The organism is Kitasatospora purpeofusca (assembly GCF_034043715.1).
Classification (GTDB): Bacteria; Actinomycetota; Actinomycetes; order Streptomycetales; family Streptomycetaceae; genus Kitasatospora; species Kitasatospora purpeofusca_A.
In genome coordinates, this window is the sequence record NZ_JAXCLC010000100.1 from 1 (window position 1) to 23422 (window position 23422).

The window sequence follows — 23422 nt, forward strand, 5'->3', positions numbered from 1 at the left end:
GCGCGTCTGCCTATTCCGCCACCCGCGCAACTGGGTGATGGGTAAATACTAGCCCATACCCAGGGGTGGTTCTAACCAACCGGGAGTGTGCCGTCCCGAAGGGCGGAGAGGAAGGAACCCCAGGCGGCGGAGGGGAAGAGGAGGACCGGCCCGGAGGGATCCTTGGAGTCACGTACCGGGACGACGCCGGGGGAGGGCGACGCGAGGGCCACCTCGACGCACTCGCCCCCGTTGTCCCCGCTGTAGCTGCTCTTGCACCATGTGGCCGCCCTGAGGTCGACGCTCTTCATATCGGTACTCCTCCATCGCATCGGCGATCAGCGTCCGAGAGTCGCTCACCGAGAGTACGTGCCCGCGCAGCAGATCATAGTCGCCCCGATGCTCGGCAACGACGGATGCGGCATCACTGAAGTGCCCTCGACAGAGACTCTCCGAGTAGAGCCATTCGCTCCCATCCGGCATCTCCAGCAAGAACATTGAGGTTCCGGGACGCCTCACTCGGACGCAGTCGAAGGGCGCCACCTGGATACTGATGTTGGGGCGCTCGCCGACCTCCAGCAGGTGCTCCATCTGGCGCCTCATCACCCCCGGGTCACCGACAACGCTGCGGATCACGCTCTCGTCCAGCACTGCGATGTGCAGCGGACCGTCAGGCCCGAGCAGCCGCTTCTGCCGACCCATTCGGGCGGTCACACGATCCCGCAGCAACGCCGGGCTACCGCCGTCAATCCCCAACCGGAACAACGCGTGCGCGTAGTCCGCGCACTGCAACAGGCCATTGACTCGGGCGGATTGATACACCCGGATCGCCAACGCCTCGGCCTCCAGATCCACGTACTTCTGGAACCAGTCCGGATGCTCCACATCGGCCTGCCAGTCAACCCGCTTCCAGAGCAGGTAGAGCATTCCGCCCGTCTGCAGGATGTCGTCGCAGGCCATGACCGAATCGACAGGCATCGGCCGGTGGCCTCCCTCGTACCGCGTCACCACGGTGCGATCACAGTGCAGGAGCTTGCCCAGGGCCTCCTGCGTGAGGCCCGCTCGCTCCCGGGCGAACCGCAACGCCTCCCCGAACAGCTTCGCCGGACTCGCCGTGGGTCCCGCATCTGCCTTCCGATGTGACACGTCCGCCACCCCTCTTGTGCCATGGCCCGCTGCACCACGAATCGGCAGTCACCGTACCCAGAGACCGGCGATGATTGACACCGGAACGCAGTTATTCGCTTGCACAGCGTGAATATCGCGCCCCATTCGCGAGCCTGTTCCACTCCCCCCTCTCCCCCGGAGGCTTCGCCATGCCCTCTCTCCGTACCGTCCGCCGGCCCCGCGAGTTCGCCGCCCGGCTCCCCTCGCGGGACGCGTCCGCCCCCCTCGCCCGGTCCTTCCTCCGCGCCTACCTCGCGGGCCTGCCGCGCGGCGAACGCTATTCCGACATCGGCGAGTTGCTGCTCGGTGAACTCGTCACCAACGCCGTCCGGCACTCCGACGCGCCGCCGGACCGGCTGGTCGAGGTCCGGTTCGCCGTCGTCGCCGACCGGCTTCGACTGGAAGTGCACGACGCCGGTGGCGGGCGCCCCACGCTCCGCCCCTCGGCCGGTCCCGACGAGGAGTGCGGGCGGGGCCTCCTCCTCGTCGACGAACTCGCCGAGCGCTGGGGCTGCTGCCCCCGCGCCGGCGGGATCGGCAAGTTCGTCTGGGTGCTGATCCTCCCCGCACCCGGCTTCACCGAACTGGTCTTCGGCCGGTCGCCGAGACTCGTGACGGTCTGAGATTCCCCCTGCGAGGTATCCGCCCAACTCTCCACCGACCCGCGGCCGATGAACCTCCGAGCGCGGATCCGTGCACGTGATCTGCGCCAGTGCCCGACCGCCCCTCGCACTCGGACGGACCCGACCGTGCAGCGAACCCGCACGGCCGGGCCGGCAGGGGAGACACATCCCCCTGGGAAACACCCACAGCGCCGTGACTGTTACGCGATAATCCGCCCATGACTCCCGACCCCCGAGATCGGCGCCGTCCGAAAACCGCTCCGGTTCGCCCTCAGGTCAAGACCGGGGCGTCCAGCGATGATGCGCACGACGTGGTGTTCTTCCGTCACCACCCTGATGACGACCCCGGACAGCAGACCCCTGGGCGGATCTTCCTGAACGAGATCTGCCCGACCAAGGTCAGGGCCACGATGCGGGCAGTACTCGTCGCCGTCGCCGCCGCGCCCCCGAAGCGATTCGCCGGAGGCGGCTACTGGGAGGCCATGAAAGGCGACATGGCCGGCTGGTTCGAGGTCCGGGTGGACGGGCCGAAGAGGCGCCACTACCGCCTCTTCTGCCTGCTCGACTACGAGGCCGCAGGTGCCGCGAAGCCCCTCCTCGTGGTCGTCTGCGGTCTGGACAAGCCCTTCAGGACCGTGCTGTCCGCCGCGGATTACGAAGGGGTCCGCGAACTCGGGGCCGAATACCTGAAGCGGAACCCCCGCTCGAAGCTCTGACAGCGCGAAGCAGTCAGGCGGCGGCGCGGGACCGGGCCTTCGTGTCGCGCATGGCTGCCAGGTGCTCCGCCAGCATTAGGACGTCCGCCGCCTGCCCCTCCAACAGCGGAGCAGTGATCGACCTCCGCTCGGCCTCGGGAAGCGGCTCAAGGGTGATGCGCATCCCCAGAGCGGCCGCGACCTCGGCCAGTGTGCCCAAGGTCGGGTTCACGTGACCCGCCGAGAACAGGCGTCGGATCACTGCCGGCTCTGCGCTGATGGCCCTCGCCAGCGCGGCCTTGGAGAGGTCCGCTGCTTCACGGGCCTCGTCGAGCTCATTGACGATGCGGTCGATCGTGGCGATGCGCATCGACTCGACCACGTATTCACGGAGGAACTCGGGGTCCTGAAGATCCTGGACGAGGTCGTCCCAGAAGGCGCCTTGAGTCATCGCGTCCCACTCCGTCCGTTCGCCTGGCCCGAAGCGTATCAAATATGCTACGCCCAGACCAGGCGTTGCCACACCCGGCGCCGGAATGTCACGCCCCGGCCGCCGCCTCCAGGGTGGCGCGCCACAGCGGGCTGTCGACGTAGTGGTTGTCGTAGAGCTCGGAGGAGTCCTTGATCTCCTGCGGGCTGGCCTCGCCCCGCATCACCCGGCCGAGCAGGCGCAGGTAGTCGAAGCGCGGCATGCCCGGGGTGAAGACGAACAGCACGTCCGCCTCCGAACCGGGAGCGGCCGCGAAGGCGTGCGGGGTGTGCGGGGGGACGAGCAGGAAGTCGCCGCTCTCCAGGGTCTCGACCTTCTCGTCCAGCAGAACCTGGAGCTTGCCGCCGATGACGAAGAACAGCTCGGAGGCCCGGGTGTGGAAGTGGGCCGGGGCGCCGACCGCACCTTTGGCGAAGGTGGACCGGTAGCTGGTGACCGGGCTGCCGTCGGTGCCGGAGTCGGCGAGCAGGGTCATCACGCTGCTCGGGTCGCTGGTGGTCTCGGCGGTGGCGGCGCGGGTCAGGATCGGCTTGATCGAGCTGGCGTTCATGGTGGTTCCCCCCGTCTCGGGTGGCTCCGGCTCCCCTGCCGTGGCCTTGTGATGATCACTCTATGAGCCCGATCGACCTGCCGAGGGGTGCATTCCGTTGCCAGAATCATGGGTCAATTCGAGCGCGCAAAAGACCCCGGGAACGGCGACGGGCCGCACCCCCGACCTCGGGGATGCGGCCCGTGCGGAACGGCTCCGGCGTCAGCCGGCCAGGCGCTCCGCCGCCGCGTCCAGGCGGGCCAGGGTCCGCTCGCGGCCCAGCACCTCGATCGACTCGAACAGCGGCAGACCCACGGTGCGGCCGGTGACCGCGACCCGGATCGGCGCCTGCGCCTTGCCCAGCTTCAACCCGTGCTCGGCCGCCACGGCCTCCAGCTCGGCCTTCAACGGCTCGGCCTTCCAGTCCGCGAGGGCGGCGAGCTTCTCGCGGGCGGTGCGCAGCAGGGCCAGCGCGCCGTCCTTGTCCTTCATGGCCTTCGCCCAGGACTGCTCGTGCTCCACCGGCTGCGGCAGGAACAGGAAGTCGACCTGCTCGACGATCTCGCCCAGCACCGCGATCCGGGACTGCGCCAGCGGGGCGAGTTCGGCGAACGCCTTCGCATCGAACGCCTCAGCGGGCCACGGCGCGCGGTCGGCGGCCAGGTACGGCGCGCAGGCGGCGATGAACGCGTCCACCGTCAGGGCGCGGATGTACTCGCCGTTGAACGAGCGCAGCTTCGCCACGTCGAAGAAGGCCGAGGCGGCGTTCACCTCGGAGATCCGGAACAGCTGCTCCAGCTCGGCGTAGGGCCGGATCTCGACATCGTCCTTCGGGCCCCAGCCCAGCAGCATCAGGTAGTTGACCATCGCCTCGGGCAGGTAGCCCTCGGCGAGGTAGTCCTCCAGCGCGACCTTGTCGCGGCGCTTGGACAGCTTCTGCCGCTTCTCGTTGACGATCACCGGCAGGTGCGCCCAGACCGGCGGGGTGGCGCCGAGGGCCTCCCACAGCAGCTGCTGCTTCGGGGTGTTCGAGAGGTGCTCCTCGCCGCGGATGACCTCGGTGACGCCCTGCTCCAGGTCGTCGACCACGTTGGCGAGCAGGAACACCGGGCTGCCGTCGCCGCGGGCGATCACGAAGTCCTCGATCGCGGAGTTCGGGAAGGCCGGCTCGCCGCGGATGAGGTCCACCACGACGGTGGCGCCCTCGTCGGGGGTGCGGAAGCGCAGCGCCCGGCCCTCGGCGTACTCCAGGCTCCGCTCGCGGCAGAAGCCGTCGTAGCCGGTCTGGGCGGAGCCGGTGCGCTCGGCGGTCTGCTCGCGGGTGCAGTCGCAGTAGTAGGCACGGCCGGCCGCGTACAGCTTCTCGGAGGCGGCGCGGTGGATGCCCGCGTTGGCGGACTGGAAGTACGGGCCCTCGAAGGCCGGGTCACCCTCGTGGATGCCGATCGCGGCGAGGGCGCTGATGATGCCGTCGGTCCACTCGGGCTTGTTGCGGGCTGCGTCGGTGTCCTCGATCCGCAGGACGAAGACACCGCCCTGCTGTCGTGCCGTCGCCCAGTTGTACAGCGCAGAGCGGGCGCCGCCGACGTGGAACATGCCGGTGGGGCTCGGAGCGAAACGGACGCGGACGGGACGGGAAACCTCGGTCATGGAACCAAAGGGTATCGGGCCGGGGACCTGTCCCCGTCACGTGCACCCCGCCCCGGGCCTGCCGGTGTCCGGTTCGGCGTCCCGGGCCCGGCCGAGTTCCTGGGCGAGGACGTAGGCGCCGACGAGGGCGAGGCCGGTGCCCTGGCCGGAGAGCGGCGAGGCGCAGTAGCCCGCGTCGCCGAGAAGCGCGGTGCGGCCGGCCGACCAGGTCCTCAGCCGCCCGAGGGCCGGTCACATACCGTCCCGCCCCCGGAACGTCCGGCGGTACTCGCGCGGTGGGACGCCGAGGCGGGCCGTGAAGGGCGGGCGCAGCGAGACGGCGGAGGCGAAGCCGCAGTGGACGGCGACCGCGTCCACCGGGAGGTCGGTGTCCTCCAGGAGGCGCTGGGCGGTGAGGATGCGCTGGTCGAGCAGCCAGCGCAGCGGGGTGGTGCCGGTCGCGGCGGCGAAGCGGCGGGCGAAGGTGCGTTCGGACATCAGGGCCAGGGCGGCCATCCGGCGGACGGTCCAGGGCGTGTCGAGGGCGGCGAGGACCTCGGTGCGGACGCGGGCGAGCGGGTCGTCCCCGGCGGGCGCCGGCTCCGGGACCGGGGAGGGGATGAACTGGGCCTGGCCGCCGGAGCGGAAGGGCGCGGTGACCATCGCGCGGGCGATCGAGGCGGCAGCCCGTTCGCCGTGGGCCGCGCGGACCAGGTGCAGGCAGAGGTCGATGCCGGCCGCCACCCCGGCCGAGGTCCACAGTCGGCCCTCGCCGGTGAACAGCACCTCGGGCCGCACGTCCACCGCCGGGAAGCGCTCCGCCAGGCGGTCGGCGAGGGCCCAGTGGGTGGTGGCGGTGCGGCCGTCCAGCAGGCCGGCCTCGGCCAGGACGAAGGCGCCCGCACAGAGGGAGGCGATGGTGACGCCGCGCCCGTGGGCGGCGCGCAGCGCGGCATGCACGGCCGGGTCGCGCGGCTCGTCCGGCCGTTGCACGCCCGGCACCACGACCAGGTCGCAGGCGGCCAGCGCGTCCAGCCCGAAGTCCGGGACGCGTTCCAGCCCGCCGCCGAGCCGCACCCGGGCGCCGTCCGGGCCGCAGACCCGCAGCTCGAAGTCAGGAACGCCGGGGAGGCCCGCCCGGTCGGCCCAGACCTCGCCGATCACCGCGTAGTCGAACGCCCGCACCCCGTCGAAGACCAGACACCCCACCGTACGCATGGCAGGATCGTATCGATGGGTGGCTCCACCGCCGCTCACGGGTGCCCCCGGGCCCGCCGCACCATGGACGCATGACGAACACCAGCGCCTTCGACGCCCCGCTCACCATCGACACCGACGCCGTCCTGGTCGTCATCGACGTCCAGAAGGGCTTCGAGGACACCGCGTTCTGGGGCGGGCGGGACAACCCCGGGGCCGAGCAGCGGATCGGCGAACTGATCGACGTGTGGCAGGCCACCGGACGGCCGATCGTGGTCGTCCAGCACGCCTCCACCACCGGCCCGCTCGAACCGGGCACCCCCGGCTACGAGTTGAAGGACTTCGTGGCGGCGGTCGAGCCCGCGCTGCACATCACCAAGACGGTGAACAGCGCCTTCTACGGCACCCCGGACCTGCACGCCTGGCTCCAGGAGCGCGGCGCCCGACAGGTGGTGGTCACCGGGATCATCACCAATGTGTGCAACGAGACCACCGCCCGGATGGCGGGCAACCTCGGCTACGACACGGTCTTCCCGATCGACGCCATGCACGCCTTCGACATGACCGGCCCGGACGGCGTGACCCTCCCCGCCGCCGAACTCGCCCGGGCCACCGCCACGGTGCTGCACGCGATGCGGTTCGCGAAGGTGGTGCCGACCGCGGCGGTGGCCACGGCGGCGAAGACCGGCGCGCCCGCCGCCGTCAACTGGTCCTGACCCGGCCGGTGGCGCCCGCCGCCGCGCCCGCCGGGAGGGTCTCGGCGAGGAAGGCCTCCCAGGTGCGGGCGCCCCGGTCGGCGCCGGGCCGGGCGAGGTTGGCGCCCTCCCGGTAGCAGCGGCCCACCTTGCCGGGCACCCGCAGCGGCACCATCGGGCGGCGCTTGCCGGCGGCGGCGAGGTAGTCGCGGGTGAGGTCGCCGAGCGTGCGGACCGACGGACCGGCGAGGTCCCGGACCAGCCCGGCGGGCGCGGCCAGGGCCAGTTCGACCAGGCGCTCGGCGACGTCCCGCGCGTCGACCGGCTCCCAGCGCATGCCGCCCAGCCCGGGGACGAGCGGCAGCCTGCCCATCGCGGCCGCCGTCTTCGCGGTCAGGTCGTGGAACTGGGCGGCGCGCAGCGTGGTGTACGGGATGCCCGAGCCGGCGACGGCCTGCTCGGCGGCGCGCTTGGCCCGGAAGTAGCCGAGCGGCACCCGGTCGGCGCCGATCACCGAGATGTAGACCAGGTGCCGCACCCCGGCCCGCTGGGCGGCGGCGACCAGGTTGCGGGTGGTGGCCTCGTCGTGCTTGGCGTCGCCGGCCAGGTGCAGGACCACCTCGACCCCGGCGAGGGCGGCGTCCACGCCCTTGCCGCCGGCGCCCTTCCCGTCGGCGCCCGTGAGCAGGTCGCCGGCCACGTACTCGACCCCGTCGGCGGCCGGGCGGGGGTTGCGGGTGAGCACCCGGACGTCGCGGCCGGCCGCCCGCAGCAGCGGTACGACGTGGCGGCCGAGGGTGCCGGTGCCGCCGGTCACGAGAACGGGGGCGTGGGTCGGGAGAGTCATGATCGTCACTCCTTGGACGAGCGGAGGCCGCCCTTCCGGCGGACCCGCTAGCTTCGTGCTTCCGGAGCTATGACCCACGGCGACAGAGGAATGTGACACGGGTGGACGAGAACTTTCTGGCGGCGGAAGCGGCGGACGCGCCGGACCCGGCGGGCGCGGCGGGCGCGGCACAGGACGCCGGGACCGCACAGGACGCCGGTACCGCAGGGGGCGCCGGGTCGGGGGACGTGGACTCGTTCGAGGCGCACCGGCCGCACCTGCGGGCCGTCGGCTACCGGATGCTCGGTTCGATCGCCGAGGCGGAGGACGCCGTCCAGGACACCTGGCTGCGCTACGACCGCACCGACACCTCCGAGGTGGAGAACCTCGGCGGCTGGCTGACCACGGTGATCGGACGGATCTGCCTCAACCAGCTGCGCTCGCGGGCCCAGCGGCGCGAGGAGTCCTTCGAGTCCCGGCTCGCGGCGGGCGGCGGGGGCGGCGACATCGAGCCGTCGCGGATTCCGGACCCGCTGCTCAGGCGGGCGGACGCGCCGGACCCGGAGCAGGAGGTGCTGCTGGCCGACTCGGTCGGGCTGGCGCTGATGGTGGTCATGGAGTCGCTCGCGCCCGCCGAGCGGGTGTCCTTCGTGCTGCACGACATGTTCGCGGTGCCGTTCGAGGAGATCGCCCCGCTGGTCGAGAAGACGGCGGCGGCCACCCGGCAGCTGGCCAGCCGGGCCCGCCGCAAGGTTCAGGGCCGCGCGCCCGCACCGGACCGGGACCTGGCCTGCCAGCGGGTGGCCGTCGACGCGTTCTTCGCCGCCACCCGCACCGGGGACCTCGACGCACTGCTCGCGGTGCTGGCCCCGGACGTGGTACTGCGCGCCGACGGGGCCGCCGCCGGGCGGGAGCAGCGGCGTCCGGTGGTGCTCAACGGGGCCCGGACGGTCGCGGGCCAGGCGGTCATGTTCCGCGGCCTGTCGCCGTACGCGCGGCCCGCGCTGGTCAACGGCGCGGCGGGGGTCGTGGTGATCGGGGCGAACGGCCGACCGATGTCGATCATGGCGTTCACCGTGGTGGGCGGCGTGATCGTGGCGATCGACGTGCTCACCGACCCGGACCGGCTGGCCGCGCTGGACCTCACGGCGTTCGCCGACTGAGCCACTGCGGCGGGCGGGCATGCGGCCGCCCCCGGCACATCGGAGTGTGCGGGGGCGGCCGTCGTGCGTCCGGCGGGCGTCAGCCCCTTCCCGGATCAGCTCTGCTTGGATCAGCCCTTCTTCGATCAGCCCTTCTTGGAGATGAAGTCGTACGCACCGGCGGCGACGTCGTCCAGGTACGGGCCGGCCTGGAACTTCGGGTCACCGGTGTGCTTGCCGACCGAGACATTGCTGACCAGCGCCGGCCGGCCGTCCTTGACCGCCAGCCAGCCACCGCCGCTGGAACCGCCGGTCATGGTGCAGCCGATGGTGAGCATCGGCGGACGGGCCGGGTCGTAGGACAGCCGGGTCGGCTTGCCGCTCTCGCAGCGGTTGAGCTCCATGCCGTCGAACGGCGGGGCCGCCGGGTAGCCGTACTCGGTGACGTTCAGCTGCTCGCGCGGGGCGTTGAACCAGACCGGCACGGCGCCGCCGACCGTCTCCTCCAGCGACTTGCCGCCCTCACCGGGCTGCACCCGGATGATCGCGAAGTCGTACTGGGTGGCCGGCGAACCGCCGTCCCCGCCCTCGGCCTTCCACTGCGGCGAGGTGACCGCCTGGGTGGCGTTCCAGATGCCGAGCGGCGCGTACTGCGACTCCTCGGCCTGCTTGCCGCCGCTCAGCGCGCCGGTGCTGTTGAACGCCGGGATGAAGGAGATGTTGCTGAAGTACTTGCCGCCCTTGCCCTGGTGGATGCAGTGGCCGGCCGTCCAGACCAGGTTGCTCTTGCCGGGGTGGGCCGGGTCGGCGACCACCGTGGCGGAGCACTGGTAGTGGCTGAGCCCGGCGGCGGCCTCGGCACCGCTGCCCGGCGCGTCCGCGAACAGCTTCCCGTGCACGGCGAGCTTGGTGTACGGGTGCGGGAGCGGCTGGGCGTCGACGGTCTTCGGCAGCGGGTCGTTGCCGTTGTCGGCCGGCTGCGCGGGCTGGGCCGGCGGGGCCGGCGGCTGCGCGGGCTGGGCCGGGGCCTGGGTGGGCTGCGCCGGTGCGGCAGGCGGGGCCTGGGTCGGTTGGGCAGGCTGGGCAGGCTGGGCGGGCTGCGCCGGGGCCTGGGTGGGCTGGGCCGGCGGGGCCGGGGCCTGCGAGGCCGGCTGCTGGGTGTTCGACGGCTTCGGCGCCACGGGCGGCGGGGTCGGGTGCCCCGGCTGGGTGGGCTGGCCGGCCGGCGGCTTGCCGGACGCCGTGGCGGGGGCCGTCGGCGCACCGGGCGGCGTCGGCTGCCCGGGCTGCGCCGGCGGCTTCGAGGGCTGAGCGGGCTGGGCGGGCTGCGAGGGCTGCGCCGGAGCCTGGGTGGGCTGCGCCGGTGCGGCGGGCGGGGCCGCAGGCGGGGCCGCGGGCGGCGGGAGCGGCTCGTTGGGCTTGGCCTTGAGCAGCTTGTCCAGCGTCCAGAAGCCCTTGGCGGCGGCCGGGAGGGCGTAGTCCTTCGCCCACTTCTCCCAGTCGTCGAACTTCCACTTCTTCAAATCTTCGAGATTGGCCGGCAGCCCGATGTTCGGCGCCGCACCGGCACCCGCACCGGCACCCGCGCCCGCGGTGGCGGCGGTGTCGGCCGAGCTGTTGTCCGGGCCGCAGGCCGCGGTGGTGAGCAGCGTCAGCGCGAGCGCCGAGGCGCCGAGAGCCGTCCTGGCGGCGTGCGCGGTGCGACGACGCCCGCTGCTTCTGTCAGAAAATGACATGAACTTGTATTCCCCCTGTGTGAAAAACACCCGGCGCCGCCGGAGCGGCACCGGGTACTGCGCGGGGGAGTATTCCACTCCCCGTCAAGGTGGCGGCCACCCGCCCCCGTCAGCGGCCCCCACCCCCGTCAGCGGCCGACCGAACCGTCCAGCAACTCCCGCAGGATGTCGGCGTGACCGGCGTGCCGACCGGTCTCCTCGATCATGTGGACGAGCAGCCAACGCATCGACGGCGCCTCGGCGTTGGGCCGCAGCGAGCGCGCACCGGGAAGGTCCGGCCGGTCCGCCGCCGCCACGATCACCTCGTTGGCCCGGGCGATCGCCTCCCGGTAGGCGGCCACCGACCCGGCCACCGTCTCGTCGCCGGGCGAGGGAGCGTCGTCGTCCCACAGCTCGACGTCGTCCCCCCGGTAGGCCCAGAGGAACCAGTTGAGTTCGACGGCGGTGAGGTGGCGCACCAGCCAGAGCAGGCTGGTCCCGGAGGCGACGCCGGGCCGGCGGGCGTCCTCGTCGGACAGTCCGTCGGTCTTGGCGATCACACAGGTGCGCAGGTAGTCGAGGAAGGTGAGCAGCGTGGTGTGCTCGTCGGCGTTCAGCCCCGGCGGCCGGAGTTCGGCCCGCACGGGCGCGGGGGCGTCGGTGTCATCGGTCACGCCGCCAGCCTAGGACGGGCCGCCGACACCGCGCCTTCCGGACCATCACCAGCCCTGTCCGTGCAGCCAGTCGGCCAGGTGGCGGGCGCAGTCGTCGACCGACTCCCGCCAGGTGTGGGCGGCGCCGTCGCCCGCCTCGTCGCTGACGTGCTTGACCAGGCGGACCGGGAGGCCGGCCCGGTGGGCGACCGCGGCGACGGCGTAGCCCTCCATGTCCACCAGGTCCGCGTGCTCGGCGAGGCGGTCACGGGCGGCCGGGTCGGAGACGAAGAGGTCGCCGGTGGCCAGGACCGGTCCGTCGCCGCCCTTGCCGACGACCAGCGGCGCGCCGTAGGTGCGGCCGGTGAGGGCGTACAGGGTGGGGGTGTCCAGGTCGTGCTGGATCACCTGGGTGACGGTGTGGGTGCCCTCCCAGCCGGGGCGCAGGGCGCCGGCGGTGCCGAGGTTCACCACCTCGGAGGGGTGCCGCCCCCCGGCGAGGACGGTGGCCAGCGCGGACGCGGCGTTGACCTTGCCGATACCGGTGAGCAGCACCGGAAGGCGGTCACCGAGGTGGGCGGCCTCCTCCCGGACAGCGACGACGAGCAGCGGACGGTCGGCGGAGATCGTTCCCAGAAGGCGCATGGCGCCATCGTACGAAGGACCGGGGCGGTGGATCGGGCCCGCACCGCCCGCGCCCGGGGAGCGCGCCCGACCGGTTCACGCCGCCGGGGACGCCCGGACGCGGGGCAGGGCTTCCGCCCGGACGGACCGCTTCCACACAAACGGACCCCGATCCTCCGGTCAACCCGGGAACCGCGTAGGGTGCGTGCCGCGTCGACCCGTTCGCCGCACGGCCCGAGGCGGACCCGGGCCCGGCGGGCGAAGCGGGGACGGACAGCTCAAGATCCGCGCAACTCGGGTGTGGCCGCGGGGAGTGACGGCCATACTGCTGGCAACGGCCGGGCTCCCGAGACGGGGGGCGGGCCACAGGGGAGGGGGTGGCTGGTGGCGACACCGGTACGCACGGAGGGGCCGGGCGCGCACACGCCGGGACGGCCCGCGGGTACGGTGCCGGCCCAGCGACGGGCCGGCGGTACGGGGGCGGTGGTCCTGCCGACCGGGCCGCTCGCCCGGCTGGGACGGGCCACCCGGACGGCGCCGGGGCGGCTGCGGCTGGCCGGAGCGCTGCTCGCGGTCCTGACCCTGGCGTTCGGCGCGCTGACCGCCGTCCAGGTGAACTCCCGGGCCGCGGCGGCGCAGCGGGTGGTCGACAACAGCCATCCGCTGAGCCAGGCCGCCGCCGACATCAACCGCTCGCTGGCCGACGCGGACGCCACCGCCGCCACCGGCTTCCTGCTGGCGGGCGCCGAACCGCGGGCCGTCCGGGAACGCTACGAGCAGGACCTCAGGACGGCCTCCCAGCTGATCTCCGAGTCCGCCTCCCGCACCCCCGCCTCGTCGCCGCTCCGGGAACTGCTCTCCGGCCTGAACCAGCAGGTGCCCGTCTACGCGGGGCTGGTGGAGACCGCCCGGGCCAACAACCGGCAGGGCTACCCGCTCGGCGGCGCCTACCAGCGGTACGCCTCCGAGCAGATGCGCACCGTGCTGCTGCCGGCCGCCGCGCGGTTCTCGGCCGCCGAGAACGCGCTGCTGGCCGAGGACATGAAGGCCGCCAGGGCCACCCCGTGGGCCGGGTACGCGCTGGGCCTGCTGGCGCTGACCGGACTGGTCTGGGTGCAGATGACGCTGTTCCGCCGGACCAACCGGGTGTTCAACATCGGGCTGGTGGCCGCCACCGCCGCCGTCCTGGCCGCGGTGCTGTGGCTGACGGTGGCCGCGACCGGCGCCGCCTCGGCGCTGGCGCGCGGCGACCGCGAGGGCGGAGCACCGCTGCGGGCGCTCAACGCGGCCCGGGTGGACGTGCTGACGGCCCGCCTGGCGGAGAACCTCCACTACGTGGCGCGCGGCTCCAGCGGCGTCTACGCCGACCTGTGGTCGAAGACCACCGAGCACCTGTTCACCTCCGATCCCGGGCGCGACACCGGGCCCGGCACCCTCGTGCAGGCCCAGTCGCTGGCACCGGCGGCGGCCCGGGAGTCGCTCGCCCAGGCCCTGGCCGACTACCAGCGGTGGCGCGAGCGGCACACCACCGCGAGCAAGCTGGAGAACGAGGGCGACTACCAGGGCGCGCTGGACTTCACCGTGACGGCCCGGGAGGCGGACGCGCCGAAGACGGCCGAGGCCGCGTTCGCCGCCGCCGACCGGCAGCTCGCCGACGCGGCGGTGCTGGAGGAGGCCGAGTTCCGGGACGCCGCGCTGGGCGTCGACAAGGATCTGCGCACCGCGGCCGCGGCGGTCGCACTGCTGGGCCTGGTGGCCGCCGCAGCGGCCCTGCGCGGCCTCGGCCGCCGACTGGCCGAGTACCGGTAGAGGGGGGACGGAAACATGGTCACGAGCACGAGCACGAACACCGATCGGAACCCGGGCCGGGGCCGGGCGGCCGCGCTGCGTGGGGCCCGGACGGCGGTGGCGCTGGCACTGCTGGCGAGCGGCGCCCTGGTCCTGGGCACGGGCGGGCCCCGGGAGTCCTCCCCCGCGGCCGGCGCACCGCGCCAGGTACCGCTGGCGGCCCAGCAGGAGCAGGCCGGGCAGTCGGAGCAGAGCGGGCAGGCCGACTGCGACCTGTACCGCAGCGTCCCGCCGAGCACCGAGGACGGCCCGGCGGTGAAGGCCGTCAAGGCCAAGCGCAGCCTGGTCGTCGGCGTCGACCTGAACAGCTACCGGTGGGGCTCGCGCAACCCCAACACCGGCCAGGTGGAGGGCTTCGACATCGACCTCGCCCGGGCGATCGGCACCGCGATCATGGGCGATCCGGAGAAGGTCGTGTTGAAGGCGGTGCCGACCGCCGACCGGATCAAGTTCATCCAGGAGGGCCGGGTCGACATCATCGTCCGGACCATGTCGATCACCTGCGAGCGGATGGAGCAGGTGGCCTTCTCCCGCCCCTACTTCACCACCAGCCAGCGGGTCCTGGTGCCGAGGTCCTCCCCCGCGAAGACCATGGACGAGGCACTGAACGGCGTCACCGCCTGCGCCGCCTCCGGCTCGTCGGCCGAGGAGGAGCTGAAGACCCGTCCGGTCAAGCAGCTCGTCACCGTGCAGAACCACCTCGACTGCCTGGTGCTGATGCAGCTGGGCAAGGTCGACGCCACCATGACCGACGACGGGCTGGCGGCCAGCCAGGCCGCGCAGGACCAGACCGTCCGGGTGCTCGACGGCGAGGTGCGGCCGGGCGTGATGGGCATCGCGATGCTCAAGACCAGCACCGATCTGACGGCCCGGGTGAACCAGGTGCTCAACGACTACTACACCGGCGGCAGCTGGCGGCGGGCGTACGACACCTGGTTGAAGCCCTACCTGCTGGACGACGCCGACCGGCACTGGCCGACGGCCCGGTGACGGGCCCGATGGGCGGCCGGACGGGCGGAACCGGTGCGGTGGCGACGGCCGGCCGGACGACCGGGCCCGGCCCGGGGGCAGGGGCGCGCGCTAGGGTCGGGGCGGATTCCCCGGGAACCGGAACCGCGGGACCCGGAACCACGGAGCACGGCAGATCACGGCACGGCACGGCGGAGCACGGCACAGCGGAGCACGGCACACGGCCGGCGGAGGAGGGGAGGGGACGATGGCGGCTTCGGCCGGCCCGGTACTGAGCCGGGAGGAGGTGGACCGCGCGCTGGCGCGCCTCGGCGCGGAACGCGACGCGGTCGAGTCCGCGCTGCTCTCGCTCCAGGACCACCCGGGCCTGCGCCTGCTCGACGGCGCCGGACTGACCGGGCGGACCCAGGAGCGCTGGGCCGTCGTCGGACAGGGCCTGCCGCTGCTCTGGGGGCTGTTCGACCGCTACTCGGAGGCGCTGGCCTCGGCCCGCGCGGTCCGGGCCCGCAAGGCCAGGCCGGGCGGACCCGAACTCGCCGAGCTCAGCGAGCTGCTGACCGGCGACGCGGTCACCGTGCCCGGCGGCGCTCCGGAGGGCCCGCAGCGGCTCGGCGCACCCGCCCGGCTGGTCGAGCGGGTCAGCCTGGACGAGCTCATGGACCGGATGGACTCCTGGTACGCCACCGTGCTGGAGGTGGTCTCGGCGGCCGACGCGGTCTGGACGGCGCTGCCGGCCCGGATCGATCTGCTGATCGCCGAACTGCGCCGGGTGCAGACCCTGGCGGCCTCGCTCGGCGTGCGCTCCGGCACCCACCCGCTCGGCGACGACCTGGAGGCGCTGGACGCCGACCTGGACAGGCTGCGGACCGAGGTCCGCGCCGATCCGCTCGCCCTCTGGCGGCCCGCCAGGGTCCCGGCCCAGCGCGGCACCGTGCCGGACGGCGGCGCCCAGGGCCTGCCCTCCGGAGTGGTGGACACCGAGCGCTTCGACCGGGCCGGCCGGGCGCTGGACGGCGTCCGGCAGGAGCTGGAGAACCTGCTGCGGCTGCGCGACGACGCCGAGGAGCGGCTGCAGGGCGTCGGCGACCTGCTCCAGCGGGCCGACGCCACCCTGGCCGAGGCCCGCCGGGCGCGCGGCGAGGTGCTGGCGAAGATCGCCGCCACCGAGGTCCCGGCCGTCCCCGGACCGGCCTCGGCGCTGCGGGAACGGATCGTGCTGGCCCTGGACCTGCGGCAGAACGGGCAGTGGTACCGGCTGGCGCCGCTGCTCGACGCACTGGAGGACGCCGCCGCCAAGGAGTTGGCGCGGGCCCGGCAGTCGCTCACCGAGGTGACCCAGCCGCTGGCCGTCCGGGCCGAACTGCGCGGGCGCCTGGACGCGTACAAGGCGATGGCGGCCCGGCTCCGGGTGGCCGAGGACCCTGAGGTGCTGGAGCGCTACGAGAAGGCGCGCTGGCTGCTGTGGAGCGCGCCGTGCGACCTGCGGGCGGCGGCCGGCGCGGTGGCCCGGTTCCAGCAGGCGCTCCGACCGGCGCCGGGCGAGCCCGGGGCGGGCGCGGGGACGGCGGAGCGGGGCGGGCCGGGGTCCGGGTCCGGCGCGGCCGGGTACGGCTCGGCCGGGTACGGCGGCGGCGCGGTGCAGGACAGGATCGAACGGGACGGGATCGGGCGAGGCGGGGCGGCGGCCGGCGGGGAGCCGGCCGACGGACAGGCTGTCGACGGACGGGTACAGGGGGGCTGACGGTGATGGGCGAGACGTGCGTACGACCGGAGTGCGGCACCGGGACGATCGACGCGGACGGCTACTGCGACGAGTGCGGGCTCGCCCCGGCGGGCACCACCTCGACGCGTACGGGCACCGGGTCGAGCCGTACCGGGACCGGCACGGCGACGGGGCCCCGCGGCGGGACGGCCGCGGGCCGGAGGTCCGTCGCCGGACCGGGTGACCCCTGCCCGCGCGACTGCGCCGGGACGGTCGACCCCGACGGCTACTGCGACGAGTGCGGCCTCGGCGCCGCCTCGGCCCCTCCGACCGGCGACGACCGCGACACCGGCCCGGCCCGCAGCTCCTCCGTCCGCAGCTCCTCGGTCCGCAGCTCCTCCGTCCGCAGCGGTTCGGCCCGTTCGCTGTCCGGCCGGTCCCGCTCGCACCGCTCCACCCGCACCGGCAGCGGCCGCTCGGTCTCGGTGCGCAGCAGCCGCGCCAGCGGCTCCGCCGGCCGGCACCGGCTGGGCGCCGGCCTGGTGACGGTGCCGACCGTCCCGGCCGCCGATCCGTCGCTGGCCGTCCTGGAGAACCCGGAGGTGCCGGAGCGCAAGCGCTTCTGCTCCAAGTGCGACACCCCGGTGGGCCGGGACCGGAACGGCCGGCCCGGCCGCCCGGACGGCTTCTGCACCAAGTGCGGCACCCCGTACTCGTTCACCCCCAAGCTGCGCCGCGGCGACCTGGTCGGCGGGCAGTACGAGGTGGTCGGCTGCCTGGCGCACGGCGGGCTCGGCTGGATCTACCTGGCGGTCGACCGGCGGGTCAACGACAAGTGGGTGGTCCTCAAGGGCCTGCTGGACACCGGGGACGAGGACGCCCTCGCGGTGGCCGTGGCCGAGCGCCGCTTCCTGGCCGAGGTGGACCACCCGAACATCGTCCGCATCATCAACTTCGTCGAGCACCCGGACCTGCGGACCGGCGCCACCGACGGCTACATCGTGATGGAGTACGTCGGCGGCAAGTCCTTGAAGGACATCGCCAACGAGCGCCGCGCCGCGGACGGCCGGCGCGACCCGCTGCCGGTCGAGCAGGCGATCGCGTACGGGCTGGAGGCGCTGCCCGCGCTGGGCTACCTGCACTCCCGGGGCCTGGTGTACTGCGATTTCAAGATCGACAACGTGCTGCAGAGCGGCGACGCGCTCAAGATCATCGACATGGGCGCCGTCCGCCGCCTCGACGACGACGGCCCGATCTACGGCACCATCGGCTACCAGGCGCCCGAGATCGCCACCGACGGCCCCTCCCCCGCCTCCGACCTCTACACGGTGGCCCGCACCCTGGCCGTCCTCAGCTTCGACTTCCAGGGCTACTCCACCACCTACCGGGAGACCCTGCCCGGCCCCGAGTCGGTCCCGGTCTTCGCCGCCTACGAGTCCTACTACCGCCTGCTGGTCCGCGCCACCGACCCGGACCCGGCCCGCCGGTTCGGTTCCGCCGAGGAGATGGCCGACCAGCTCACCGGCGTGCTGCGCGAGGTGCTCGCCCTCCAGGACGGCCGGGCCCGCCCCGCGCAGTCCACCCTGTTCGGCCCCGAACTCCGGGTCGTCGACACCGAACTGGTGGCCGCCACGGTGCGCCCCGGGGAACTGCGGCTGACCGCCGTCGACCCGGCCGCCGCCGCGCTCGCGCTGCCCGTCCCCCGGGTCGACCCGGCCGACCCGAACGCCGGCTTCCTCGCCACCCTGCTGGCCGCCGACCCCACGGAGGCGCTCACCGCGCTGGACGGCGCCCCCACCGACTCGGTCGAACGACGGCTGCGGGCGCTGCGCGCCCTGCTCGAACTCGGCCGGCCGCACCAGTCCGCCGAGGCGCTGGCCGCGCTGGAGCAGGACCACCCGGACGACTGGCGGGTGGTCTGGTACCGGGGCCTGGCCTCGCTGGTCACCGCCTCCGAAGCCGATACCGAAGCCGGTGCGGGCGCCGGTGCTGGTGCGGGCGCGGGTACGGGTGCCCCCGAGGGCGTCTCGGCCCGCGAACGGGCCCTGCGCGCCGCCGCCGAGGCCTTCGACGCCGTCTACGACGCCTTCCCCGGCGAGGCCGCCCCCAAGCTGGCCCTCGCCGTCTGCGCCGAACTCCTCGGCGACGGCGGCGACGCGGCCGAGTTCTACCGCCTGGTGTGGAGCACCGACCAGAGCTACCTGAGTGCCGCCTTCGGGCTGGCCCGGGTCCGGCTCGCCGAGGACGACCGGGCCGGCGCCGTCGCCGTCCTGGAGACCGTCCCGGCCACCTCCAGCCAGTACACCGCCGCCCGGATCGCCGCCGTCCGGGCCCGGCTGCGCGAGCGGCCCACCACCGACCCGCTCGGCGCCGACCTCGGCGCGAGCTCCGCACAGCTGACCGCACTGCGCCTGGACGACCGCCGCCGCGAGGAACTCGCCGTCGAGGTACTCGGCGCGGCGCTCGGCTGGGTCACCGCCGGATCCCCCGGGGGAAACGCCGCGGGCCCGGCGACGGGCGAGGTCAGCGTGCTGGGACGGCCCGCGGTGGAAAGGGAACTGCGGTTCGCCCTGGAGCAGTCCTACCGGGTACTCGCCCGGTTGGCCGACCGGGCCGAGACCAGGATCGAGATGGTGGAACGGGCCAACCGGGCCCGTCCCAGGACGTGGGTGTAACTGATGCCGCAGCAGACCGTGTGCCAGAGCTGTGCCGAGCCGATGGACCCGGAGGACGTCTTCTGCGGGTCCTGCGGGGCCGGCCGGGACGGCCGTCCCGCCCCCGGCGCGATGCCGGCCGGCTGGTCCGCCGCCCGGCCCGGCGGCGGGGAGGACCACCCGCCGACCCTGCCCAACACCCCCTCCGTGCCCGCCCAGGCCGACCGGAGCGCGGTCGGCTGCGCGCACTGCGGGCTCCACCAGGTCACCCCCGACGGCTACTGCGAGGCCTGCGGCCGCGCCCAGCCGCGCCCCCGCGACCACATGGAGAAGGCGCTGGCCGGTGTCGCCGGCGTCAGTGACCGGGGCCTGCGGCACCACCGCAACGAGGACTCCTTCACCATCGCCGCCTCCTCGCTGCCCGGCGGCGAACCGGTCGTGGTGGCCGTGGTCTGTGACGGCGTCTCCTCCTCCGACCGGCCCGACGAGGCGTCCGAGACCGCGGTCGACGCCGCCTCCGAGTCGCTGCTCAGCTCGCTGGAGGCGGGCACCGACCCGACCCGGGCGATGCGCCGGGCGATCGCCGACGCGGCCGACGCCGTGGCCGCCCTCGCCACCGACGGCACCCGGCCGCCCCGGCCCGACCTCAACGCGCCGGCCTGCACCTACGTCAGCGCGATCGCGTCCGGCGGGCGGATCACCATCGGCTGGGTCGGCGACACCCGGGCCTACTGGATCCCCGACGACCGGGTCGCCGCCGAGCCGTTCCGGCTCACCCAGGACGACTCCTGGGCGGCCCGGATGGTCGAGGCCGGGCTGATGGGCGAGGCCGAGGCTTACGCGGACCCGCGCGCCCACGCCATCACCGGCTGGCTCGGCGCGGACGCCGAGGAGGTCGTGCCGCACACCCTCGACTTCACCCCGCACGTGCCCGGAGTCCTGCTGGTCTGCACCGACGGACTCTGGAACTACGCCGAGGCCGCCACCGACCTGGCGTACTACGTCCGGCCGGACGCCCGGACCGAGCCGCTGGCCGCCGCGCAGTCGCTGGTGAAGTTCGCCGTCGGGGCCGGCGGGCACGACAACATCACCGTCGCCGTGCTGCCGATCGACCCGCCCCCGGCGGCCGGGGGCACCGGGGAGGACGCCCGGACCGCGACCGCGCTGGACCTGCCGGTGATCACCGCGACCGGCACGGCGTTCGGGAGCGACCCGGCGGACGAGGAGGAGGACCACGCGCCGACCCTGCCGGACATCCCGGTGATCGGCTCGCCCGCCGCCCCGCTGCCTCCGCTGCCCCCGGTCCCGCCGCCGCCCGCCGTGCCGCCCCGCCCGCCGGTGCCTCCGGCCCGCTGACCCGCCCGCGCCGCCGGGGCCCGCGCCCCCTCGGCGCGGGCCCCGGCGCGCGGTCCACGGCGGGCCGCCCGCCCGACTGACCCGCTCGGGCCGCCGGCACCGAAGCGCACCGCACCGAACCGCAAGCACCGAGCGACCCCCGCGCCCCGTCCCACCGGCGCGGCCACCACCCGCGCACCACCCGACGATCCGACGGGAGCCACCGGCCCATGGCAACACTGGCGAAGCCGAACCTGCCCAGGTTCGATGTGGAGATCTTCCAGAACGAGTACCTGGCGGACGGCGCCCGCGAGGTGAACGCCATCGTCACCGTCACCGCGACCGGCGGCGGCACCTCGGGCGGCCGCCCGCTGGGCGTCACCGACGCCTCGGCGGGCGGCGACGGGCAGTCCGCCGCCGTGGTGATCCTGGTGGACTGCTCCGGCTCGATGGACTACCCGTCCAGCAAGATGCGCGGCGCCCGCGAGGCCACCGCCGCCGCCGTCGACACCGTCCGCGACGGCGTGGCGTTCGCCGTGGTCGCCGGCACCCACGAGGCCCGCGAGGTCTTCCCCGGCGACGGCACCCTCGCCATCGCCTCGCCGGAGACCCGCGCCCGGGCCCGGGAGTCGCTGCGCCGGCTCACCGCGGCCGGCGGCACCGCCATGGGCAGCTGGCTGACCAAGGCGGACCAGCTCTTCCTCACCCGCCGGGACATCCCGATCCGGCACGCCATCCTGCTCACCGACGGCAACAACGAGCACGAGACCGCCGCCGAGCTGGAGCGCGCGATCGGCCGGGTCACCGGCCACTTCACCGCCGACTGCCGGGGCGTCGGCACCGACTGGAAGGTCGAGGAGCTGCGCAAGATCGCCTCCGCGCTGCTCGGCACCGTCGACATCGTCCCCGAACCCTCCGGCCTGGCCGAGGACTTCCGCATGATGATGACGGGCGCGATGGGCAAGCAGGTCGCCGATGTCGCACTGCGGATCTGGACGCCCGCCAACGCGGTGGTGAAGTTCGTCAAGCAGGTCGCCCCCGCGCTGGAGGACCTCACCGGCCGCCGGGCCGAGGCCGGGCCGAGGGCCGGCGACTACCCGACCGGCTCGTGGGGCGACGAGAGCCGCGACTACCACGTCTGCGTGGAGGTCCCGGCCGCGGCCGTCGGCAACGAGATGCTGGCCGCCCGGATCAGCCTGGTCCTGCCGCCCTCGGTCGCCGGGGGGATGCCCGAGGTGCTGTCCCAGGGTCTGGTCAAGGCGCTCTGGACCGACGACCTCGCCTCCTCCACCCGGATCAGCCCGCAGGTCGCCCACTACACCGGGCAGGCGGAGCTGGCCGCGGCGGTCCAGGAAGGCATGGAAGCGCACCGCGCCGGGAACGTCGACCTCGCCACCGCCAAGCTGGGCGCCGCCGTCCGGATCGCCCACGCGACCGGGAACGACGGCACCTTCAAGCTGCTGCAGAAGGTGGTGGACGTGGTGGACCCGGGGGAGGGTACCGTTCGGTTCCGTAAGAACGTGAGCGAGGCCGACTCGATGATCGTCGAGACCCGGTCGACCAAGACCGTCCGCGTGAAGAAGTGACCGCCGAAGCGCCGACCGGGCCGCGAACCGGCCGGGCCCAGCCCCGGCCGAGCTGGAATTGAGGGGGGACCTGATGCCGATCTGCCCGAGGGGCCACGAGTCGCAGGCCGAGGACTGGTGCGACTTCTGCGGATTCCCGATGACACCGCCGCAGCCGCTGCCGCCGCCGCCCGGCGCGCACCCCGGTATGCAGGGGGCGCACGGGGCTCCCGGCGCGCCGTACGGTGCCACGCTCCCCCCGGGCGCGATGCCCCCGCCGCCGCCCGGCGCGATGCCGGCTCCGGGTTCGGCGCCGCCGCCCCCGCCACCGGCGCCGCAGGGCTTCCCCGATCTCACCGAGGGCCTGGTGATCTGCCCGATCTGCCGCAGCCCGCAGACCGGGCGGTTCTGTGAGGAGTGCGGGTACGACTACGACCTGTCCTCGCCGCAGCGTGCGCAGCAGCAGCCGTTCCCGGCCCCGGCGCCGCCGCCCGCACCCGCCCCGCTGAACATCCCGGCGGCGTACGGCGGCGCCCCGGCGGCACCGGCGGCACCGGCCGCGCCGCAGCTCGCCGAGGCCCCGCCGCTGCCGCCGCAGCAGCAGCACGGCGCACCCGCCGGTTACGGCTACCCGCCGCCCGCCCAGGGCCGGCAGGCCGCGGCGCCCGGCCCGGTCGGGGCGCAGCCGTACGGACCGCCGGCCGGCGAGGCGCCGTACGGACCTCCCGCCGAGGCGCCGTACGGCCCGCCGGCCGAAGCCCCGTACGGCCCGCCGGCCGAGGCTCCGTACGGGCTGCCGCCCGCGCAGCCGGAGCCGCAGCGGCCGCCGGTCCCGCGCGAGGACTCCGGCCCGGTCTACGCCCAGCCCGGACCGGCCCGGCGCGGTGACGAGTTCGGCACCTCGTTCCACCTGGCCCCGCCGGTGCCCCCGCCGGTGCCCCCGCAGGCCGAGCCGCCGCAGACCCCGGCCGCCGAGCCGGTGCGGACCACCTGGTTCGCCGTGATCGCGGCCGACCGCCAGTACTTCACCGACATGATGGCCCGCAGCGGGCCGGAGGCGGCCGGGCTGTTCTTCCCGCCGTACTGCCCCGAGCGGCGGATCCCGCTGACCGGGCGCGGCCAGCTGCGGATCGGCCGGCGCAGCCAGCACCGCGGCACCGTGCCGGAGATCGACCTCTCGGTCGCGCCGGAGGACCCGGGCGCCTCGCACCAGCACGCCCTGCTGGCCGAACAGCCGGACGGCACCTGGGTGCTGGTCGACCAGGACTCCACCAACGGCACCACGGTGAACGGCGGCGCGGAGCCGGTCTCCCCGCACACCGCGATCCCGCTGGGCGACGGCGACCGCGTCCACATCGGCGCCTGGACCACGATCACCCTGCACC

The 23422-nt window shown here is 74.4% G+C and carries 21 protein-coding genes; 11 read left to right on the forward strand and 10 right to left on the reverse strand.

Translation table 11 applies throughout. The annotated features are described in order from the left end of the window. Positions 1-71 precede the first annotated feature (71 nt). Together SM793_RS33540 and SM793_RS33545 are read right to left on the reverse strand one after the other, a co-directional pair. Positions 72-212, reverse strand: coding sequence for a DUF397 domain-containing protein (locus SM793_RS33540; RefSeq protein ID WP_320442106.1), 141 nt, complete (start codon positions 210-212; stop codon positions 72-74). Continuing rightward, complete coding sequence (locus tag SM793_RS33545) at positions 169-1134, reverse strand: helix-turn-helix transcriptional regulator (protein ID WP_320442107.1); 966 nt, start codon at positions 1132-1134, stop codon at positions 169-171. Before SM793_RS33545 ends, SM793_RS33540 begins: the two co-directional genes overlap by 44 nt. Positions 1135-1295: 161 nt before the next feature. Here SM793_RS33545 and SM793_RS33550 point away from each other — a divergent pair, with 161 nt between their 5' ends. Further along, the gene (locus SM793_RS33550) at positions 1296-1769 is read left to right on the forward strand and encodes an ATP-binding protein (RefSeq protein ID WP_320442108.1); all 474 of its coding nucleotides are present in this window, start codon (positions 1296-1298) and stop codon (positions 1767-1769) included. A 218-nt stretch (positions 1770-1987) separates the two neighbouring features. Next, positions 1988-2485: a hypothetical protein gene (locus tag SM793_RS33555; protein ID WP_320442109.1), complete on the forward strand. Its 498-nt coding sequence runs from the start codon at positions 1988-1990 to the stop codon at positions 2483-2485. A gap of 13 nt (positions 2486-2498) precedes the next feature. Here SM793_RS33555 and SM793_RS33560 read toward each other — a convergent pair whose 3' ends face one another. The 4 genes from SM793_RS33560 to SM793_RS33575 form a co-directional block, all read right to left on the reverse strand. Beyond that, positions 2499-2915: a helix-turn-helix transcriptional regulator gene (locus SM793_RS33560; protein ID WP_320442110.1), complete on the reverse strand. Its 417-nt coding sequence runs from the start codon at positions 2913-2915 to the stop codon at positions 2499-2501. An 88-nt stretch (positions 2916-3003) separates the two neighbouring features. Then, positions 3004-3504, reverse strand: coding sequence for a cupin domain-containing protein (locus SM793_RS33565; RefSeq protein ID WP_320442111.1), 501 nt, complete (start codon positions 3502-3504; stop codon positions 3004-3006). Positions 3505-3705: 201 nt separating this feature from the next. Then, a complete protein-coding gene (gene gltX, locus SM793_RS33570) occupies positions 3706-5079 on the reverse strand; it encodes a glutamate--tRNA ligase (protein WP_320442125.1) in 1374 nt (457 codons plus the stop codon). Positions 5080-5364: 285 nt separating this feature from the next. Then, complete coding sequence (locus tag SM793_RS33575; RefSeq protein ID WP_320442112.1) at positions 5365-6330, reverse strand: GlxA family transcriptional regulator; 966 nt, start codon at positions 6328-6330, stop codon at positions 5365-5367. Positions 6331-6401: 71 nt separating this feature from the next. Between SM793_RS33575 and SM793_RS33580 the strand changes: the two genes are divergently transcribed. Further along, positions 6402-7025 (forward strand): cysteine hydrolase family protein, encoded by a 624-nt coding sequence (locus SM793_RS33580; RefSeq protein WP_320442113.1) that lies wholly within the window; start codon positions 6402-6404, stop codon positions 7023-7025. Here the strand turns inward: SM793_RS33580 and SM793_RS33585 are convergent. After that, complete coding sequence (locus SM793_RS33585) at positions 7012-7851, reverse strand: SDR family oxidoreductase (RefSeq protein ID WP_320442114.1); 840 nt, start codon at positions 7849-7851, stop codon at positions 7012-7014. The genes SM793_RS33580 and SM793_RS33585 overlap by 14 nt on opposite strands. 101 nt (positions 7852-7952) lie before the next feature. On the opposite strand from SM793_RS33585, the gene SM793_RS33590 reads away from it, so the two are divergent. Beyond that, entirely contained in the window at positions 7953-8993 is a 1041-nt protein-coding gene (locus SM793_RS33590; protein ID WP_413816095.1) for a sigma-70 family RNA polymerase sigma factor, read from the forward strand. 125 nt (positions 8994-9118) lie between these two features. On the opposite strand, the gene SM793_RS33595 is transcribed toward SM793_RS33590, so the two are convergent. From SM793_RS33595 to SM793_RS33605, 3 genes are all read right to left on the reverse strand, one after another. Next, positions 9119-10708 carry a hypothetical protein gene (locus SM793_RS33595; RefSeq protein ID WP_320442115.1) on the reverse strand — a complete coding sequence of 530 codons (1590 nt, stop codon included), beginning with the start codon at positions 10706-10708 and terminating at the stop codon, positions 9119-9121. Positions 10709-10836: 128 nt separating this feature from the next. Continuing rightward, the gene (locus tag SM793_RS33600; RefSeq protein WP_320442116.1) at positions 10837-11361 is read right to left on the reverse strand and encodes a DinB family protein; all 525 of its coding nucleotides are present in this window, start codon (positions 11359-11361) and stop codon (positions 10837-10839) included. Between the two features lie 45 nt (positions 11362-11406). Then, on the reverse strand, positions 11407-11985 hold the full coding sequence (locus SM793_RS33605; protein WP_320442117.1) for a nucleosidase: 579 nt from the start codon (positions 11983-11985) through the stop codon (positions 11407-11409). A gap of 462 nt (positions 11986-12447) precedes the next feature. Between SM793_RS33605 and SM793_RS33610 the strand changes: the two genes are divergently transcribed. From SM793_RS33610 to SM793_RS33640, 7 genes are all read left to right on the forward strand, one after another. Continuing rightward, positions 12448-13773, forward strand: coding sequence for a hypothetical protein (locus SM793_RS33610; RefSeq protein ID WP_320442118.1), 1326 nt, complete (start codon positions 12448-12450; stop codon positions 13771-13773). A gap of 15 nt (positions 13774-13788) precedes the next feature. Then, positions 13789-14802 carry a glutamate ABC transporter substrate-binding protein gene (locus SM793_RS33615; protein WP_320442119.1) on the forward strand — a complete coding sequence of 338 codons (1014 nt, stop codon included), beginning with the start codon at positions 13789-13791 and terminating at the stop codon, positions 14800-14802. Positions 14803-15028: 226 nt separating this feature from the next. Continuing rightward, positions 15029-16522: a hypothetical protein gene (locus tag SM793_RS33620; protein ID WP_320442120.1), complete on the forward strand. Its 1494-nt coding sequence runs from the start codon at positions 15029-15031 to the stop codon at positions 16520-16522. Between the two features lie 5 nt (positions 16523-16527). Next, positions 16528-19158, forward strand: a complete 2631-nt coding sequence (locus tag SM793_RS33625; RefSeq protein WP_320442121.1) for a serine/threonine-protein kinase — start codon at positions 16528-16530, stop codon at positions 19156-19158. Positions 19159-19161: 3 nt separating this feature from the next. Further along, complete coding sequence (locus tag SM793_RS33630; RefSeq protein WP_320442122.1) at positions 19162-20493, forward strand: PP2C family serine/threonine-protein phosphatase; 1332 nt, start codon at positions 19162-19164, stop codon at positions 20491-20493. Positions 20494-20702: 209 nt separating this feature from the next. After that, a complete protein-coding gene (locus tag SM793_RS33635) occupies positions 20703-22058 on the forward strand; it encodes a VWA domain-containing protein (RefSeq protein ID WP_320442123.1) in 1356 nt (451 codons plus the stop codon). 73 nt (positions 22059-22131) lie between these two features. Then, positions 22132-23422 (forward strand): FHA domain-containing protein (locus SM793_RS33640; RefSeq protein WP_320442124.1); only part of this gene is annotated, 1291 nt, incomplete at its 3' end.